Here is a 16,940-nt window from a genome sequence, read left to right on the forward strand (position 1 = left end):
GGCCTGCGAGAAATATCCGAACAAGTACGCACTCTCGCCAGTCCATTACTCACACGCGTCGCCCGCCCGACCTATCGCTGCCGAGCCAGAGCGCCGCCTACGTCAATGCCGAAGGCTGCCAGGGAGGCCGCACCGATGCTGACCCTGCTCAACCTGCTGTCTGCCGTCGCCTTACTGATCTGGGGCACGCATATCGTTCGCACCGGCATCCTGCGGGTGTACGGCTCGCACCTGCGCAAAGTGCTCAGCCACAACATGAACAAGCGACCGCTGGCCTTTGCCGCCGGTATCGGCGTCACCGCGCTGGTGCAGAGCAGCAACGCCACGGCCTTGCTGGTCACCTCGTTCGTCGCCCAGGGTTTGATGGCGCTGACCCCGGCGCTGGCGATCATGCTCGGCGCCGATGTCGGCACGGCCTTGATGGCGCGGGTGCTGACCTTTGATCTGTCATGGTTGTCGCCGCTGTTGATTTTCCTCGGGGTGATTTTCTTCCTGTCGCGCAAACAGACCCGCGCCGGCCAGTTGGGGCGGGTAGCGATCGGACTGGGGCTGATCATTCTGGCGCTGGAGTTGATCGTCAGCGCCGCTACACCCATCACCGAGGCCAAGGGGATCAAGGTGCTGTTCGCCTCGTTGACCGGTGACCTGATGCTGGATGCGCTGGTCGGCGCGCTGTTCGCGCTGATTTCCTATTCCAGCCTGGCGGCGGTGCTGCTCACCGCGACGCTGGCCGGCGCCGGGCTGATCAGCCTGCCGGTGGCCATCGGCCTGGTGATCGGCGCCAATATCGGCAGCGGCATCCTGGCCTTTCTCGGCACCAGCATGCAGATCCCGGCGGGACGCCGAGTCGCCCTCGGCAGCTTGCTCTACAAGGTGATCGGCTTGGTGCTGATCATCCCGCTGCTCAACCCGCTGGTGCAGTGGCTGGCCACTCTGAAGCTGAGCCCGCAGGGTCTGGTGATTGGCTTTCACCTGCTCTACAACAGCTTGCGCTGCCTACTGCTGTTGCCCAGCGTCGGGTACATGGCACGCTTCTGCAACTGGCTGTTGCCCGAGCAGGCGCTGGACAACGGCGTGGCCAAGCCGCGTCACCTCGACCCGACGGCGCTGGACACGCCAAGCCTGGCGCTGGCCAATGCGGTACGCGAGACCTTGCGCATTGGCGACCTGATCGAAACCATGCTGAACAACCTGCTGCAAGTGCTGCGCGGCCACCAACCGGCGCTGAGCAAGGAGCTGCGGCGGCTGGACGAAGATGTCGATGCGCTCTACAGCGCGGTCAAACTGTACCTCGCGCAGGTGCCCGGCGAGGCGCTGGGTGAACATGATCGGCGACGTTGGGCGGAGATCATCGAGCTGAGCATCAATCTGCAACAGGCCGGCGACATCATCGAACGCATGCTCGGCAAGGTGCAGGATCAGAAAACCGCCCAGCGCTACTCGTTCTCCGACAGCGGCCTGGAAGAACTGGCCAGCCTGCACCTGCAATTGATGGCCAACCTGCGTTTGGGCCTCTCGGTGTTCCTCTCCGGCGATGCGGAAAGTGCCCGCCAACTGCTGCGCGAGAAGCGCCGCTTCCGCGCCCAGGAGCGGCGTCTGGCGCATTCTCACGTCAATCGCTTGCATCGCCAGGTGGTGCAGAGCATCGAGACCAGCTCGCTGCACCTGGAGCTGATCGCCGATATGAAGCGGCTCAATTCGCTGTTCTGCAGCAGCGCCTATGCGGTGCTGGAAGCTCAGGGAACCGGGGCGTTGGCGGATACGGCGCTACTGGATGAAAGCCTCGCACCGTGAACGCAACAGTGCCCAGCGCCGAGGCAAACATCTTTAGGCTATCGTCGCCGCAAGTCCTTGGGCAGAATCCCAGCCCATGCCAAACACACTGATCGACCCCCGCCACGCCTCCGTCAGCGCCAGCATCACCCAAGCGGTGCTGCACGCTGCCAGTCGCCTCGGTCTGCCACGCGAAGAACTGCTCGACGCCTGCGGCCTGCACGAGGCTCAGCTCGCCGATCCGGACGCCCGTGTGTCTTTCGCCAGCCAGGAACAGTTGTGGCAGCTGCTCGGCAGCCGCCTGGTAGCGCATCCAGAGCCGGGCCTTGTGCTCGGTGCCAATCTTTCCCCCGGACCGTTCAGCGTGCTCGGTTATCTGTTGCAAAGCAGCGCCACCCTCGGCGAGGCCTTGACGGCCGGCCTGCGCTATCAGCGCTTGGTCGGTGAAGGGGGTGAGTTGCAGTTGCAGGAGTACGCCGACGAGCTGCGAGTGCTCTATCGCCCACTGCATCCGCAGCTGCCGGCGACGCGCACACGGGTGTTGGCGCTGATGGCGTTCTGGGTGCAGATGATGACGCCGTTGCTCGACGACTTCCGCTTGCTGCGGGCGGACTTTGCCCATCCACAGCCCGACGAGCTGGCGACCTATCAGGCGGTGTTTGCTTGCCCGCTACGGTTCAGCGCCGCCGACTACGCGCTGGTGTTGCCGCTGAGCCTGCGCGACACCGCGTTGACCCAGGCCAACCCGCCGTTACAGAGCCTGCTGCGCCAGCATGCCGAAGCCCTGCTGGCTCGCCTGCCAAGCGAAGGCTTGATCGCCCGCGTGGTGACCCTGCTGGGTGCGCAATTGGCCCACGGCGAGCCGGATCGCGCCGAGCTCGCGCGCACCCTGCACCTCAGCGAACGCACGCTGCAACGCCGGTTGGCCGAGGAAGGCAGCAGCTACCAGCAATTGCTCAACGATACCCGTCAGCAACTCGCCGAACGCCATCTGGCAAGCGGTCAGCTGCCCGCGGCGGAGATTGCCCTGCTGCTCGGCTACTCCGAGCCCAGCGTGTTCTTCCGCGCCTTCCGCCATTGGACCGGGCTGACCCCCGGCGAGTACCGCGCGCAACATAGCCGCGCAAGCGCGTAGGGCAGCACGCACCTGTAGGTTGGTGCTGAGCCAAAGGCGATGCCCAACAACCGGCCTGCAAGGCCGCAATGCTGTTCACTTAGGCAACGTGCGCCTGGGCTCCCCTCTCCCGTTTACGGGAGAGGGGGTGGGGGAGAGGGTAAATAGCGGGCAAAAGTGAATTCATTTGGCATGCACCCCTCTCCCTAACCCTCTCCCCAGAGGGGCGAGGGGATAGAAGGCGAAAACGCATGCTTAAGTGAACAGCATTGCTGCAAGGCCGGGCTTTCATGTTCAAGACCGTGCATAGGAGTCGCAAGCGACTCCCTGGTGGGCATCGCTGCGCTCAGCGCCAACCTACATAACCGTCTCTTAGGCTAACCCTGCCAGCCGCCGCAAAACCGTTGGTGCTGAGCCGAAGGCGCGCGCCAACCTACGCTTGCGCCTCAAGGAAGGCGAGGAAGGCTTCACGGCTGGTGTAACGTGGCCGATAGCCGAACTCTTCCTTCAAGCGGCGGTTGGCCAATACTGGGCGATAACGCAGAAAATCCAGCTGCTCGGGGCCGTACTGGCTCAGCCCGAGCGGCTTGAGCAGGCGCAGCGCCGTACTGATTAACCCAGCCGGCAGCGGGCGATACGGTTTACCGAGAATCTGCGCGATTTCACTCAGCCTCAGCGCGCCGTCCCCGGCCAGGTTGAAGATCCCTTGCGCAGCGGTCTCCAGGCCCTGGCGGATGATGCTCACCACGTCCTGATCCCAGATAAACACGAAGCGGCTGTCGCTGCCTTTAATGCCCAGCACCGCGCGTTTTTTGAACAGGTCGGTGATCTGGTTATTCACCCGCTTGCCGAGGATGGTGCCTGGCCTCAGCACCAGTTGCTTGAGGTTGGGGTGATTGCGCCGCGCCGCGGCCAGCCGCGACTCGACCTCGCACTTGTGCCTGGCGTAGGCGAAGTGCTCATGGCCGCGCAGCGGATCGGTTTCGTCGATCCACTCGGCGTTTTCCGGGTAGTAGCCATAAGCCGCGCCCGAGCTGGTGACGATCAACTGACCCACACCATTGGCCACCGCAGCGTCGATGATCGCCTGAGTGCCACCGACATCGATGGCATGCAGGCGCGCGTCGCTCATGCCGCGCGGCGGCGTCACCACCGAGGCCAGATGCACGATCGCCTGCGGCTGCCAGGTCGCCACGCAGGCGCGCACCTCGGCCGGCTGGCTGATATCCAGCAGCACCGGTTCGACATTCGGCTTCAGCCCCTGGGCGGTCAGCGGGCGAATATCGGCGGCAATCAGCGTCCACCGGGGATGTTGCATCGCTAGCTCGTTAAGCAACTGCTGGCCAATAAAGCCGGCCGCGCCGGTGATCAGGACGCGCATGACAGCGACTCCTCGTGCAACGGTCGTGGTGCTAAGGGCCGGTTGCGCCAGACCAGTACCAGCAGCAAACCGCTGATCAGATGCCAAGTGCCCCAGAACGCGGCAACCAGCGCCATATTCGGTTCGCCGCCGAACTGGGCGAAGATCAACCCAAGTGCCAGGCCGGAGTTGTGCATGCTGATTTCGATCACCATCGCGCGCAGGTTGGCGCCACGTTGGCGCGCCAGCTTGGCCATCAACCAGCCGATCAAAATCGCGCTGAGGTTGTGCAGCACTACGATCAGCAGCACCAGCCCGAGATTGGAGCTGAACATCTTCCAATTGTTGGCCAGTGCACCGACCACGAAGAGAGCAAAGGCGAGCAGGGCGAAGCGCTTGAACCACGGCATGATTCGCTCAGCCACTCGCGGCCACAGGTTGCCTACCAGCATGCCCAATACCAGCGGCAGGCCGAGTAACCAGAGCAGATTGAGGAGAATGCTCAGGTGATCGACGTGCAGGCTTTCCATGCGCTCGGCAAGGTAGGCCGCGGCTTCGGGGTTGCAGGAGCTGGTCAGGGCGAAGTTCAGCGGCAGCAAGACCAGTGCCAGCAGGCTGGAGAGCGTGGTCATGCTCATCGACAGCGCCGTGTTGCCACGCGCCAGGTGTGTCATCACGTTGGACAGGTTACCGCCGGGGCAGCAGGCCACCAGCAGCAGTCCCAACTCAAGGCCGGGGTGCAGGTCGACCAGCAGGGTCACCAGCAGAGTCAGCCAGGGCAGTAGCAGGCACTGGCCGAGCATGCCGGCGAGGATCGGCTGCGGCTGGCGCAGCACCGCGCGAAACTGCTCGAGCCGCAGCTCCAGCGACACACCGAAGATCAACGCCGCCAGTACCAGGCCGAGGATCAGTTGTTGGCTAGCGTCGTAATTCATAAAACCGGCCTCTAGTTCTTGTTATTGGAACCTGTTCAAGATCTAGTCGAGCGCCGCTCAGGCAAGCGCAACGCAGCGAAGCGGAGTAACTGCCGAAGGCTGGCCCGCAGGGCGAGCGGAGCGAGTCAAACGAACGAAAAAGCGCAGTTTACGAGTGGTAAATGAGCATTTTGAGTTCGTTTTCAACGCAGCATGAGCAAGCGCAGGCAGATATTGAACAGGTTCTTAGCCCGCCGCAGCTTAAGGTCGTACGCACTCGGCAGCAGTGGCAGAGGCCGCCAAGCGCTGTGGCCAATCGCGACAGCCCGGTTTGGTGGATTACGCCGCCGCGCGGCTAATCCACCAAACCTGGTGAGCGTAGGCTGGGTAGCGCCGTTTTTGGCGAAACCCAGCCTACGGATACCGCGATAGCTGGCCACTTGATCGGCATCTCCGCCGTCGGCCTGCAACAGTCCTTCTCAGCGCCGGGGGTGATCAGTATCCTGCGTACCTGCTGTTTCTACTGCTCCTCGACGCGAACCGCCCATGCCTACCTGGAAGACCCGTCTTTTCAGCCTCATCGCCCTCACTCAACGCTATCCGGGGGTCGTGGCGGCATTCGGATTCGTCTCCGGCGTGTGCAGCTTCATCCTCGTCGACCGGCAGGCGAAACTCGCCACGGCGATTGCCCTGGTGCTGCTGGTCAGCTGGCTCTGGTTGACGCTGGAAAGCCTGTTCACGCGGATAATCGCGCGCATGTTCGGCCGCACGATACCGCAACCGCTGGTGCGCTATGCGACGCAGATGATCCATCAGGAGAGTCTGTTCTTCGTCTTGCCGTTCTTCCTCATTACCACCACCTGGAACAGCGGTCAGCTGCTGTTCACCGGATTGCTGGCCTGCGCTGGGCTGATCACCATCATCGACCCGCTGTACAACAAGTGGCTCGCCCCGCGCCGCTGGTTGTATCTGGCGCTGCACACCCTGACGCTGTTCGCCGCGCTACTGACGGCGCTGCCGATCATTCTTCACCTGACCACCGCGCAAAGTTACAAACTGGCCTTGGGCACCGCGGTGCTGCTGTCGTTTCCCAGCCTGCTGGTGACCTTCCCGGTGCAGCGCTGGTGGCGCGGGCTGGCGTTGATCGGGCTGACGCTGGCCCTGGGCGTCGTAGGCTGGCTCGCGCGCTCGTGGGTCCCGCCGGCCACCCTGTGGCTGACCGAGGTGGCGGTGACCACGCAGCTGGATGACCAGAGCCGTTCGCCGGGCAAAGGCCTCGAACAGGTGACGGCCGAGCAGATGCGCGCCCAGGGGCTGTATGCCTACACCGCGATCAATGCGCCACGCGGCCTCGCAGAGCGCATCTACCATGTCTGGCGCCACGAGGGCGAGGAAGTGGATCGCATCGCCCTGGATATCCACGGTGGCCGCGAGGCGGGATACCGCGCCTGGACGCACAAGCAGAACTTCCCCGAGCAGCTCGTCGGCGACTGGGAAGTCCGGGTGCTGACCGAGGATGGCCAGGTGATTGGCGTGCTGCGCTTCGAGGTGACGGAGTAGGCCGCGGCTGGCTAGTGGCCTGTGTGGCTAGTTCAATTAGTCAATTTCGGCGCCTGAAGCCCCGATACTGCGTTGCCGCTCCTCGCCATAGCCCAGCTATGACTCGTCACGGCGCCTGGTCTCAGGACTCCAGGCATCCGAACTTGAGTTAACCAACTAGCCGTACAGGCCACTAGCTCGCGGCCACGCGCTGCGCTCTCAGCCGAAGAACCAGTAACAAACCAGAATCGACGCCACGACGCCGACCAGGTCCGCCAGCAGGGCGCAGCCGACCGCGTGACGGGCGCGTTGGATGCCGACCGAGCCGAAGTACACCGCAAGCACGTAGAAGGTGGTTTCGGTGCTGCCCTGCATAGTGGCGGCAACCAGCGCGGGGAAGCTGTCGACGCCCTGGGTCTGCATGGTTTCGATCAGCATGGCGCGCGCCGCGCTGCCGGAGAAGGGTTTGACCAGGCCGGTGGGCAGGGCCTCGACGAAGCGGCTGTCCCAGCCCAGGCCTTCGACCAACCAGCGGATGCCGTCGAGCAGCACGTCCAGCGCGCCGGAAGCGCGCAGCACACCCACCGCGCAGAGCATCGCGACCAGATAGGGCAGCAGATTCTTGGCGACTTCGAAACCTTCCTTCGCGCCTTCGACAAAGCTCTCGTAAACCGCCACCTTTTTCAGCGCGCCCATCAACAGGAAGGCCAGGATCAGGCCAAACAAGGTGAGGTTGCCGAGCAAGGAGGACAGCGCCGTCAGCGCCGTCGCCGAGAGCCCGGCGAGCACCGCCATAAAGCCGCCGAGCAGCAGCGCACCGCCGGCGAACCAGGCCAGCATCACCGGGTCCCAGAGTTTCAGACGCTGCATAAAGGCCACCGAGAGCAGCGCGCTCAGGGTGGAGACGCTATTGGCCAGCAGGATCGGCAGGAACACCATGGCCGGGTCCTCGGCGCCCTGCTGCGTGCGGTACATAAAGATCGATACCGGCAACAGGACGAACGAGGAGGCGTTCATCACCATAAACAGCACCTGCGCGTTGCTCGCGGAGGTGGCGCTGGGGTTCAGCTCTTGCAGGGACTTCATGGCTTTCAGGCCGATCGGCGTGGCGGCGTTGTCCAGCCCCAGGCCGTTGGCGGTGAAACTCAGGGTGACCAGCCCAAGCGCCGGGTGCCCCCGCGGCACCTCCGGCATCAAGCGGGCGAACAGCGGCCCCAGCAGCCGCGCCAGCAGATCCACCAGGCCGGCCTTCTCGGCGATGCGCAGGAAGCCGAGCCAGAGGGTCAGGGTGCCGAACAGCAGGATCATCACCTCGACCGACAGCTTGGCCATGGCGAACAGACTTTCCACCATGGCCGCCCACACGCCCGGATCGCCGCCGATCCAGCGCATCACTGCGGCCACTGCTGCTACCACGAAAAAACTCAGCCACAGGCCGTTCAACATACGTATTCCCCCGGTCAGTGGCACGGATGATAGCGGCGCGGACTAACCTGACGCCAGAAACGACTAGGCCCCGGACAATACGCAATGCTGTTCAGTTAAGCTTCGAGCAATTGTGCGGGCACTCTGTAAATCCATCAGGAGTGCGCAGAGGTAGGTTAGCGCTGAAGTAGGTTGGCGCTGAACGCAGTGATGCCCAACAAGGAGTCGCCCGCGACTCCCAGGGTTCGGGGTCAGAAGCCCGGCCTTGCAGGCCGGCTGTTGGGCATCGCCTCCGGCTCAGCACCACCCTACGGTTTTGCGGTGATTGACGGTTATGTCGGTGCCCCTGCGGTTATGCGCAACGGTCATCTATAGCGACTACGCTCAGGCCCTCGCGGTAATCTCCGTAACACTCTGGAGTGTGGACGATGGCGAAGGTTTGGTGCTCCATTACACGCAAAGTTTGCTGCCCGCTTGCAGTAACAGACCACCACTGACGAACGCGCCAACACCCAGTAAAAATGCTTCACCACTATCATTAGGAGTTTCATGGATGACTAAACAGCTTTTCACCGCGTTCGGCCTGACTACCAGCCTGCTGCTCGCCGGCTGCTCCAGCCAGACCACCAAGCCCGAGCAATACTCGGGCTTTCTCGGCGATTATTCGATTCTCAAGCCGGCGACTTCGCCCAGCGGCGCGCCGGTGTTGCGCTGGGTAGCACCGGGCCTTGACCTGCACCGCTACTCCTCGGTGCTGGTGGAAAAACCGCAGTTCTACCCCCGACCGCAACCGAGCGCGCAAGTCAGCCAGAAGACCCTCGACGACATCGCCAACTACCTGCAGCAAGCCATGCAGCGCGAGTTGGGCGGGCGCCTGCGGATTGTCACCCAGGCGGATAAGGACACCCTGGTGCTGCGCTCGGCGATCAGCGCCGTCAACGTCTCGCCCGAGGGTCTGAAGGTCTACGAGGTGATTCCCATCGCCCTGGTCGTCGCCGCCGCCAGTGCGGCAGCCGGAACCCGCGATGAAGACAGCTCGATCTTCATCGAGATGCAGGCACTCGATGGCGGCACCAGCAAGCCGGTGGCCGAAGTGGTGCGCAAGGGCAGTGGTTTGCAGCTGGAGAATGACAGCACCCAACTGACCCTGAAGGACATCAAGCCGGTGCTGGATGTATGGGCCAAGGATGCGCACAACTTCAAGCCGTAAGCTCGCCGGCCGCAGCCGATCGCGCCCTCGAACAGCAACGCAAAACGCCCTCGCTTGAGGGCGTTTTTTATGCTTCTTCACGGAATCCCGCGGAAGACTGGCAGGGCGGGCGTTGGCCCACCGATGCAGGTTGCGTGGTGGGCTGAAACCCACCCTACGCCAACACTCAACTGATCGGCACGTGGCCTAGTCCGGGCTTCAGTTGCCGGTTCAAGGTCAGCAGCAGTGCTGCGGTTTGCGCATCAGGCTCGCCATCGAAGCGCGTCGGCCGGTAGTGCAGCTGGAAAGCGGCCAGTACATGGCGGGTGGCCGCATCCAGCACTCCGGTCTGCGGCGTGGCATAACCCAGGCTCATCAGTTCTTGCTGGAACCAGCTGATGCTCGGCAGCTTGAGCGCGAACAACGCCTGCTGCTGAGCCACCGCGTGGGCATCCGGCCAGACTCCCAGCCCGGCATCGGCCAGGCGCTTCCAAGGAAACAGCGGCCCCGGGTCAAGCTTGCGCGGCGGGGCAATGTCGCTGTGGGCGAGGATGTGTCTGGGCTCGAGGTTGTGGCGCTTGACGATATCCTTGAGCAGGACGATCAGCGCATCGATCTGCGCCTCCGAATAGGGGTACCAAACCCGCCCGTTCGGGGTTTCCTCATACCCCTCATTGACCAGCTCGATGCCGATCGAACTGGCGTTCAGCCAGGTGCGGCCCTCCCACTCGCTTTCACCGGCATGCCAGGCGCGACGACTTTCATCGACCAGCCGGTAGATAGTCGGCGGCGCGTCGCCGATCAGGTAATGACTGCTGACTTCGCCATGGGTCAGCAACTGCAGCGAGCTCTCAAGCCCGGTCGAGGTGTAATGCAGGATAACGAACTGCACCCGGCTGTCATGATTGACCGAAGGGTGACTGGTGTCGATCCGCGGACCTCTGGCACAACCGGCCAGCAGGGCAAGCATGAGAACAAGCGAGAAGATTTTCATCGGGTGGTAAGCAAGAGGCTCTGCAAGTTATCCAACGACCCGTCGACGCGGCGCAGGGTCAACAGGCCTGCCGCTGGTCGCTCTGAAGGTTTCCATGAGCCGCCCCGCAGGCACGGTGGTCTAGTCTAGTGCTTTGCGCCGGGCAAAGCTGTGGTCAAAGCGCTACCGCTCGTTTCCATAGAGCCGCTCGCGAACGTGGGCACGTCCCTTCAGACCGATGGCTCTATAGGCCAACGGCAGCCACCTATTGTTTACTCAAGTGCCATTCAGCGCACCAGTACAAACAAGAAGATCGAACGCATTTGATGGGGACGGCGCATTTGCCCATCTGTGTATCTAAATTGGGGAAGGGAGCACGACACAGTTGATGTTTTTCGTTTTCATTCGGAAGGGAAGATCCTCGAGCATTGGGATGTGATTCAGCCCGCCCCCGGTGAAGCCGCCAGCAGCAGTACGATGCTCTGAAGCGATGTAGCGCTTAACAAAGCGCGCCCAAACACTCGTCAGCCCAGGGCACAGAGGAGACTCATCATGTCGGAAGGCGCTTTAACACTTCCTAATCAGCGCCACCTTTTCGACATCCCCGATGATGTTGTCTATCTCAACTGCGCCAGCCTCGCCCCGCAAATGTTATCCGTCCGCGCCGCAGGCGAAGCCGCGATGTCGCGTAACGCTCAACCTTGGAAGATCCACGCAGAGGATTGGTTTACGCAGGTCGAAGAGCTCCGCGCTTTGTTCGCGCAAGTTATCAATGCGGATGCCGAAAGCGTGGCATTGATTCCAGCCACCAGCTACGGGCTTTCGGTCGCAGCGGCTAACGTCGAAGCGAAGCCGCATGACCGCATCCTTTTGATCGCCGATGATTACCCTTCAACCGTGTACACATGGAGAGCTTTCGCAAAGCGAACGGGCGCGGAGATTCTGACGGTTGAGCGAGCCGAACAGGAAAGTTGGACGGACGCGATTCTGAAAGTTTTTGATCAGCGCGTGAAGGTAGTTTCAGTGCCGAACGTGCATTGGACGAACGGCGCGCTTATAGATTTGAAACGCATTGGCCAACGCGCGCGTGAGGTCGGCGCTACCTTCATCGTTGATGCGAGCCAATCGCTGGGCGCAATGTCGACAGATGTGGCGGAGTTGCGTCCTGATTATCTGGTGACGGTCGGCTACAAGTGGCTGCTCGGACCTTTTAGCGTCGGCTATATGTACATTGACAGTGCGCGCCGTGACGGAAAGCCGATTGAGCAGAATTGGATTCTGCGGGCTGACTCGGAAAACTTCGACGGTCTGGTTGACTATAGAGATGAGTATCAGCCAGGCGCACGGCGGTTCGATGTCGGCGAGCGCACCAACTTCACGCTTACGCCTATGGCGATAGCAGCGCTCAAGCAACTGCTCGAATGGGACATTACTCGCATTACGTCCACGCTCTCGAAGATTACCGCGTCAATCGAACGGCGGGCGGACAGGCTAGGGCTCCGAACACTCGCCGCCGAGCAAAGAGGCCCGCACATGCTTGGCATCGAGTTGCCGAGTGAGAGCCTTAAATCGGTTGCCGCCCGACTCGCAGAACAGAACGTGTACGTCGGCATTCGCGGCGCGTCAATGCGGGTTTCGCCGCACGTGTACATCACCGAGCGCGACCTGGATCGATTCTTTAATCTGCTGAAAAATGCTTTGTGATAACTCGACAAATACATACAAGCAGCCTCTTTCTACGAACGGGCGAACTCACAAGTCATTCGAGCCGACCGCCCGCTAGCGTCCTTTTCATGCTTGTACCGCGTAGGCTGAGTTAGGCCACAGGCCGTAACCCACCAGCCGGCCCATGACGATGGCTGTCGGCATAAAGGGTGGGTTCCCCCGCCATCGCGGCTGAGTCGGCCTATGGGCTTTAACCCACTTCGAGCTGATTGCGGCCGCTGCGTTTGGCCCGGTACAGAGCCTGATCGGCGCGCTCAAAGACCAGTTCGCCACGCTCACCCGGACTGAACGCCGTGAGCCCCGCGGACAAGGTGATGGTGACGCGCTCGCCCTTGAAGTGGAACGGGCAGGCCTCTATAGCCGCACGCAGGGTTTCCAGCAGTTGCTGGCCACCCGCCAGCGGCGTCGCCGGAAGCAGCAGGACGAACTCCTCGCCACCGAAGCGGGCAATGAAGTCGGTCTTGCGCAGACGGCGGCTCAGCTCCCCGGCGATGATCTTCAAGACCTTGTCGCCGGCCAGATGGCCGTAGTTGTCATTGATCCGCTTGAAGTAATCGATATCCAACATGGCCAGCAGCAACTCGCCGCCATAGCCCTGCCAGCGCGCCACTTCCAGCTCCAGCCGCTCGCTCCAGGCCGCACGGTTGGGCAAGCCGGTGAGCGGATCGGTCAGGGCCTTCTGCCGCTGCTCCTCCAGGTGGTCGCGAAAACCCTTGGCTTCCTGCTCCATGCTCGCCACCCGCTCGACCAGGGTCTGTAACCGCCCGGCGACTTGCTGTTCGCGCTCATCGCGCTGGCGCTGGTACTGCTCCATGGTGCCCAACAAGCTATCCAGACGGTTCTCGACCAGGTGCTTGAGGTTGCCCAGATCGGTGGCCTCCTGCACGCTGCTGTGCAGCCCATCGACCTGCTGGCGTAGTTCGCTGTCGAGCTCGCGGGCCGCCAGCATCGAATCGGCATACCCTTGGTGGGCGTCCTGCAGGCCGCCCTGGAAGGTCGCCAAACGCTCATTCAGTTGCTTGAGGTAACCCTCGAACTCGCGCTGGCCAAGGTCGGCAAGCGCCAGCATCAGTACGGCAAAATCATCCAGCACCGGTACCAGTTCGTACATGTTCAAGCCGGCCTGGATACGCAGGCGCAACGTGTCGGCTTGTGGCTGATGACGCTCGGGCAAGGGCAACTCATCGAGCAAGCCCAGCAGCGTCGCCTCGACATGCTCGGCAATCGCGCTGTAGCTCGGTTCGGCGGCGACCGGTAGGGCATAGAGCGGGTCGGGTAGCGGTATTTCCGCCAGCGTGGCCGCTGCGGGGATTGCCGCCGAGACAACCTGGACAGCACCCTCGGTCAGCAGTGCAGCGGGGAGCGGCAAGCTGTCCAATCCCGTTAGCGCGGAGTGGGCGAGCGCGCCGCTGAGGTCAGCCGCTGCAATTGACCTCACCTCGTTGAGTACAGGAGCCCGCGCCAGACTGACCGGCGCGGCGGCCGCGCTGAGCGGCGGCAACGCCACGGCCGATGCTGGTGCGGCAGCGGCGAAACCGTCACCCGGCTCGTCGACTACCGTCGCCAGCGCAGTCGCCTCGGCGCGCACTGCCCCCGCTGCGGATGCCTGATGCGCGGTGCTGTCACTCAGCCTCTCGGTCGCCGCCAGGACATTCTCACGGCCACCGAACAAGCGCTGCAGCAAACCAGGACGCGCCGCTTCGGGGGTTTCCAGCATGGCCAAGGCTTGGCGCTGCAGGCCGTTCAACTCAACGAGCAACGCCGGCAGCTCACGCAGCTGGCCTGCACGGCCCTCCAGCTGTTTGGTAAAGCGCTTCAGTGGCTTGCGCACCTCACTGGGCAACGGCAAGCCCAGCAACTGGCCGACCAGTCCGCCGAGCGCACTGGTGACTTGCGCGCCCCGCTCCTGGCGGCGCTGCTCGGAATCCAGCACGGCCCTTTCCAGGCGTGGAATCAAGGCAGAAAGCCCGGCATCCATATCGTCGCGGCGAACGATCTCGCGCAAGTCCTGCATGCATTGATCGACCACCTTGTCTGTCCCTTCGGCGGCCAGCGAGCTGCGCACCAAGCCGCGGCGCAGCAAGTCGAGGCGGGCGTCCCAGCGCCGCTCGAGCTGCTCTTGCTGCTCGAGGCAGCTCAAGTACTTTTCTTTCCAGCGCTGGGCGTCGTCAGTCATGCCGGCGATCCGCGAGGGGCCGTAGTCAGCATCGGTGGCGCATCGCCGAGGCTCTCCGGCAGGCGAATCTCGACCGCCACCGGCAGATGATCGGAAATCGGCTGAGCGACCACCCGCACACTCTCCAAGGTCAGACTGGAACTCAGCAGGATATGGTCAAGGCAACGCTGCGGCCGCCAACTGGGGAACGTCGCCTCCACCTGCGGCGCCAACAGACCCAGATCGCGCAGCGGCGAATGCAGCAGCAGGTCAGAAGCATGGGTGTTCATATCGCCCATCAGGACCTGATGTCGGTAACCGCCGATCAGCTCGCGGATATAGGCCAGTTGCCGGGTTCGCGTCCGCGGCCCAAGCGACAGGTGCATCATCACCACCGCCAGCGCCTCGGCGCCTTCACCAAAGCGCAACAGGATCGCCCCACGCCCAGGCGGGCCGGGCAGCGGATGATCCTCCAACAGCGTTGGCTGCAAGCGGCTGAGCACACCGTTGCTGTGCTGCGCGAGGTGTCCGAGATTGCGATTGAGTTGCTGGTACCAGTAAGGAAAAGCGCCCAGCTGGGCGAGGTGTTCGACCTGATTGACATAGCCCGAACGCAGGCTGCCGCCATCGACCTCTTGCAAGGCGACCAGGTCATAGTCGCCGAGTAGCGCGCCGATGCGTTGCAGATTAACGGCTCGCCCCGTATGCGGTAGCAGATGCTGCCAACCGCGGGTCAGATAATGCCGATAACGCTCGGTGCTATTGCCAACCTGGATATTGAAACTGAGCAGACGCAATCGACCGTCCGCGGGCAGGCCGCTGGAATCCACGCAGTGCGGGTTGACTTGCGGGTTGCGCAGGCCAGCCACACGTTCGGTACCCCAACGGCGCAGCATGGCCGCTTACTGCGCAGCGCGTTCTTTGGCGATCAGCTGGTCAGCCACATCCAGCGCTTGCTCCGGGCCACCGGAAGAGCTGATGTCGAAACGGTACTTGCCGTTGACGATCAACACCGGCACACCACTGATCTGATACGCCATAGCCAGCTTCTTGGCTTTCTCCATCTGACTCTTCACGCCGAAGGAGTTGTAGGTCTTGAGGAATTCGTCCTTATCGATGCCTTGAGTAACGAGGAACTCGGCCATTTCTTCTGGCGTAGCGAGTTTCTTGCCGTCTTTCTGGATGGCCTCGAAGATCGCGGCGTGGACCTTGTTCTCGACCTTCATCGATTCGAGGGTAATGAACAGCTGGCCGTGGACATTCCACAGGCCGCCGAACATGGCCGGGATACGGATGAAGTTGACGTCTTTCGGCAGCTTTTCGACCCACGGATTGATGGTCGGTTCGAAATGGTAGCAATGTGGGCAGCCGTACCAGAACAGCTCCACCACTTCGATCTGGCCAGGCTTGGAGACCGGGACTGGACTGCTCAGTTCGACATACTGCTTGCCCGCCTGAATCGGCTCCGCAGCGTTGGCGGTCATCCCGAACAGGCTCGCAGTCGCGAGGGCGGCACTGAAAATCAGGTTACGCATGCTTTACTCCTTAGCAGATAAGACTCGCCTCATGGCGAACTAGATTTCGACCGACGGCCTTGAGGCTGGTTCCCGCTATTGTAACGGCGGCCCCAATGAAAAAGGGTGGCCTTCGCCACCCTTTTCCTTCCGCTCATCCGTACCTGAATACCGGCCTTGGCTTTAGTGCAGGCCCTGGATGTAGCTGGACACTGCCGCGATGTCCTTGTTGCTCAGCTTGGCCGCGATACCACGCATGATCATGCTGTCGCCGTCGTTGCTGCGGTTGCCTTCGCGAAAGTCGGTCAACTGTTTAGCCACATAGGTCGCGTGCTGACCGCCCAGTTGCGGGAAGCCTGCCGCAGCGTTGCCCGAGCCATCGGGCGAGTGGCAACCGGTGCATGCCGGCATGCCTTGGTCGAGTTTGCCGCCGCGGAACAGCTCTTCACCACGCGCAACCAGTTTAGGATCGGCCGCGCCGACGCTCATCTTCTGGCTAGCGAAGTACGCCGCGATGTCCTGCAAGTCTGCGTCGCTGACGTTGGTCAGCAGACCGGTCATTTCCAGCACCTGGCGGTTGCCGGCCTTGATGTCGAGCATTTGTTTGAGTAGGTAACGCTCGCCCTGACCCGCCAGTTTCGGGAAGTTCGGCGCAGGGCTGTTGCCATCGGCGCCGTGGCAGGCGCCACACATAGCAGCTTTGCCCTGACCGGCAGCGGCGTCGCCTGCGGCGTGAGCCATACCGGTGATGCCCAGGGTCAACAGCAGACTCACGAATACTTTGTTCATCAGCTAATCCATTACGGCTAAGGGGAGAGAAAATCAACGCGGGCTTACTTGCTCATCCATTCGATGACAGCTTGGTAATCCTCGGCGCTACAGTCGGTGCACAGGCCGCGCGGCGGCATGGCATTAAAACCATTGGTGACGTGCTGCACCAGCGTGTCCATGCCTTGGGCCAAACGCGGCTCCCAGGCGGCCTTATCGCCTTTTTTCGGCGCCATCGGCAGTTGCCCATTATGGCAAGCAGCACAGGCCCGGTTGTACACCGCCTCCGGATCCTGAGCAGCCTGAACATTCAAGGACAACAGTAGGGCACCGGCAGTAAGCAGCAGCATCTTCATCAGATCGACCTCATCAGGGAGGAAAGCGCTCTGCGTTCTTTGCGCAGAATCTCTAAATCGTTCCCGTAAATACCTATCTTGGTACGGGACAAAGCGCACACAAAATCTGCGGCATTATATACTGGCGTCACTGAA

Annotated in this window: 14 protein-coding genes; 5 read left to right on the top strand and 9 right to left on the bottom strand. The window is 62.3% G+C overall.

Going from position 1 to position 16,940, the window contains the following annotated elements:
* The first annotated feature begins 135 nt into the window (after positions 1-135).
* Together D3879_RS04960 and D3879_RS04965 are read left to right on the top strand one after the other, a co-directional pair.
* Positions 136-1,794, top strand: a complete 1,659-nt coding sequence (locus tag D3879_RS04960; RefSeq protein WP_119952961.1) for a Na/Pi cotransporter family protein — start codon at positions 136-138, stop codon at positions 1,792-1,794.
* A 76-nt stretch (positions 1,795-1,870) separates the two neighbouring features.
* Entirely contained in the window at positions 1,871-2,908 is a 1,038-nt protein-coding gene (locus D3879_RS04965) for an AraC family transcriptional regulator (RefSeq protein ID WP_119952962.1), read from the top strand.
* A gap of 412 nt (positions 2,909-3,320) precedes the next feature.
* On the opposite strand, the gene D3879_RS04970 is transcribed toward D3879_RS04965, so the two are convergent.
* Both D3879_RS04970 and D3879_RS04975 read right to left on the bottom strand, forming a co-directional pair.
* Positions 3,321-4,268: an SDR family oxidoreductase gene (locus D3879_RS04970; protein WP_119952963.1), complete on the bottom strand. Its 948-nt coding sequence runs from the start codon at positions 4,266-4,268 to the stop codon at positions 3,321-3,323.
* On the bottom strand, positions 4,256-5,182 hold the full coding sequence (locus D3879_RS04975) for a bile acid:sodium symporter family protein (RefSeq protein WP_119952964.1): 927 nt from the start codon (positions 5,180-5,182) through the stop codon (positions 4,256-4,258). The genes D3879_RS04970 and D3879_RS04975 overlap by 13 nt, the downstream gene beginning before the upstream one ends.
* Before the next feature lie 525 nt (positions 5,183-5,707).
* Here D3879_RS04975 and D3879_RS04985 point away from each other — a divergent pair.
* On the top strand, positions 5,708-6,721 hold the full coding sequence (locus D3879_RS04985; RefSeq protein ID WP_119952966.1) for a DUF5924 family protein: 1,014 nt from the start codon (positions 5,708-5,710) through the stop codon (positions 6,719-6,721).
* Positions 6,722-6,919: 198 nt separating this feature from the next.
* Here the strand turns inward: D3879_RS04985 and D3879_RS04990 are convergent, their stop codons facing one another.
* Positions 6,920-8,146 (bottom strand): nucleoside recognition domain-containing protein, encoded by a 1,227-nt coding sequence (locus D3879_RS04990; RefSeq protein WP_119952967.1) that lies wholly within the window; start codon positions 8,144-8,146, stop codon positions 6,920-6,922.
* Positions 8,147-8,678: 532 nt separating this feature from the next.
* Here D3879_RS04990 and D3879_RS04995 point away from each other — a divergent pair.
* The gene (locus D3879_RS04995) at positions 8,679-9,335 is read left to right on the top strand and encodes a DUF3313 domain-containing protein (RefSeq protein ID WP_119952968.1); all 657 of its coding nucleotides are present in this window, start codon (positions 8,679-8,681) and stop codon (positions 9,333-9,335) included.
* 166 nt (positions 9,336-9,501) lie between these two features.
* Here D3879_RS04995 and D3879_RS05000 read toward each other — a convergent pair whose 3' ends face one another.
* Positions 9,502-10,308 carry an N-acetylmuramoyl-L-alanine amidase gene (locus tag D3879_RS05000; protein ID WP_119952969.1) on the bottom strand — a complete coding sequence of 269 codons (807 nt, stop codon included), beginning with the start codon at positions 10,306-10,308 and terminating at the stop codon, positions 9,502-9,504.
* A gap of 531 nt (positions 10,309-10,839) precedes the next feature.
* Between D3879_RS05000 and D3879_RS05005 the strand changes: the two genes are divergently transcribed.
* Positions 10,840-11,991 carry an aminotransferase class V-fold PLP-dependent enzyme gene (locus D3879_RS05005; RefSeq protein ID WP_119952970.1) on the top strand — a complete coding sequence of 384 codons (1,152 nt, stop codon included), beginning with the start codon at positions 10,840-10,842 and terminating at the stop codon, positions 11,989-11,991.
* Between the two features lie 211 nt (positions 11,992-12,202).
* On the opposite strand, the gene D3879_RS05010 is transcribed toward D3879_RS05005, so the two are convergent.
* The 5 genes from D3879_RS05010 to D3879_RS05030 all read right to left on the bottom strand — a co-directional run bounded on the left by D3879_RS05010 (position 12,203) and on the right by D3879_RS05030 (position 16,805).
* Complete coding sequence (locus tag D3879_RS05010; RefSeq protein ID WP_119952971.1) at positions 12,203-14,188, bottom strand: GGDEF domain-containing protein; 1,986 nt, start codon at positions 14,186-14,188, stop codon at positions 12,203-12,205.
* Positions 14,185-15,063 carry an endonuclease/exonuclease/phosphatase family protein gene (locus D3879_RS05015; protein WP_177412370.1) on the bottom strand — a complete coding sequence of 293 codons (879 nt, stop codon included), beginning with the start codon at positions 15,061-15,063 and terminating at the stop codon, positions 14,185-14,187. Before D3879_RS05015 ends, D3879_RS05010 begins: the two co-directional genes overlap by 4 nt.
* A 6-nt stretch (positions 15,064-15,069) precedes the next feature.
* Positions 15,070-15,702 (bottom strand): thiol:disulfide interchange protein DsbA/DsbL, encoded by a 633-nt coding sequence (locus tag D3879_RS05020; protein ID WP_119952972.1) that lies wholly within the window; start codon positions 15,700-15,702, stop codon positions 15,070-15,072.
* Positions 15,703-15,864: 162 nt separating this feature from the next.
* A complete protein-coding gene (locus D3879_RS05025) occupies positions 15,865-16,470 on the bottom strand; it encodes a c-type cytochrome (RefSeq protein WP_119952973.1) in 606 nt (201 codons plus the stop codon).
* A gap of 44 nt (positions 16,471-16,514) precedes the next feature.
* The gene (locus tag D3879_RS05030) at positions 16,515-16,805 is read right to left on the bottom strand and encodes a c-type cytochrome (protein WP_119952974.1); all 291 of its coding nucleotides are present in this window, start codon (positions 16,803-16,805) and stop codon (positions 16,515-16,517) included.
* Positions 16,806-16,940 lie beyond the last annotated feature (135 nt).

It is taken from the genome of Pseudomonas cavernicola (genome assembly GCF_003596405.1).
Classification (GTDB): domain Bacteria; phylum Pseudomonadota; class Gammaproteobacteria; order Pseudomonadales; family Pseudomonadaceae; genus Aquipseudomonas; species Aquipseudomonas cavernicola.

Bases quoted from the DNA above. Each gene is read 5' to 3' on its own strand.
- D3879_RS04960 (WP_119952961.1), top strand. From the start codon at position 136: ATGCTGACCCTGCTCAACCTGCTGTCTGCCGTCGCCTTACTGATCTGG.
- D3879_RS04965 (WP_119952962.1), top strand. From the start codon at position 1,871: ATGCCAAACACACTGATCGACCCCCGCCACGCCTCCGTCAGCGCCAGC.
- D3879_RS04970 (WP_119952963.1), bottom strand. From the start codon at position 4,268: ATGCGCGTCCTGATCACCGGCGCGGCCGGCTTTATTGGCCAGCAGTTG.
- D3879_RS04975 (WP_119952964.1), bottom strand. From the start codon at position 5,182: ATGAATTACGACGCTAGCCAACAACTGATCCTCGGCCTGGTACTGGCG.
- D3879_RS04985 (WP_119952966.1), top strand. From the start codon at position 5,708: ATGCCTACCTGGAAGACCCGTCTTTTCAGCCTCATCGCCCTCACTCAA.
- D3879_RS04990 (WP_119952967.1), bottom strand. From the start codon at position 8,146: ATGTTGAACGGCCTGTGGCTGAGTTTTTTCGTGGTAGCAGCAGTGGCC.
- D3879_RS04995 (WP_119952968.1), top strand. From the start codon at position 8,679: ATGACTAAACAGCTTTTCACCGCGTTCGGCCTGACTACCAGCCTGCTG.
- D3879_RS05000 (WP_119952969.1), bottom strand. From the start codon at position 10,308: ATGAAAATCTTCTCGCTTGTTCTCATGCTTGCCCTGCTGGCCGGTTGT.
- D3879_RS05005 (WP_119952970.1), top strand. From the start codon at position 10,840: ATGTCGGAAGGCGCTTTAACACTTCCTAATCAGCGCCACCTTTTCGAC.
- D3879_RS05010 (WP_119952971.1), bottom strand. From the start codon at position 14,188: ATGACTGACGACGCCCAGCGCTGGAAAGAAAAGTACTTGAGCTGCCTC.
- D3879_RS05015 (WP_177412370.1), bottom strand. From the start codon at position 15,063: ATGCTGCGCCGTTGGGGTACCGAACGTGTGGCTGGCCTGCGCAACCCG.
- D3879_RS05020 (WP_119952972.1), bottom strand. From the start codon at position 15,702: ATGCGTAACCTGATTTTCAGTGCCGCCCTCGCGACTGCGAGCCTGTTC.
- D3879_RS05025 (WP_119952973.1), bottom strand. From the start codon at position 16,470: ATGAACAAAGTATTCGTGAGTCTGCTGTTGACCCTGGGCATCACCGGT.
- D3879_RS05030 (WP_119952974.1), bottom strand. From the start codon at position 16,805: ATGAAGATGCTGCTGCTTACTGCCGGTGCCCTACTGTTGTCCTTGAAT.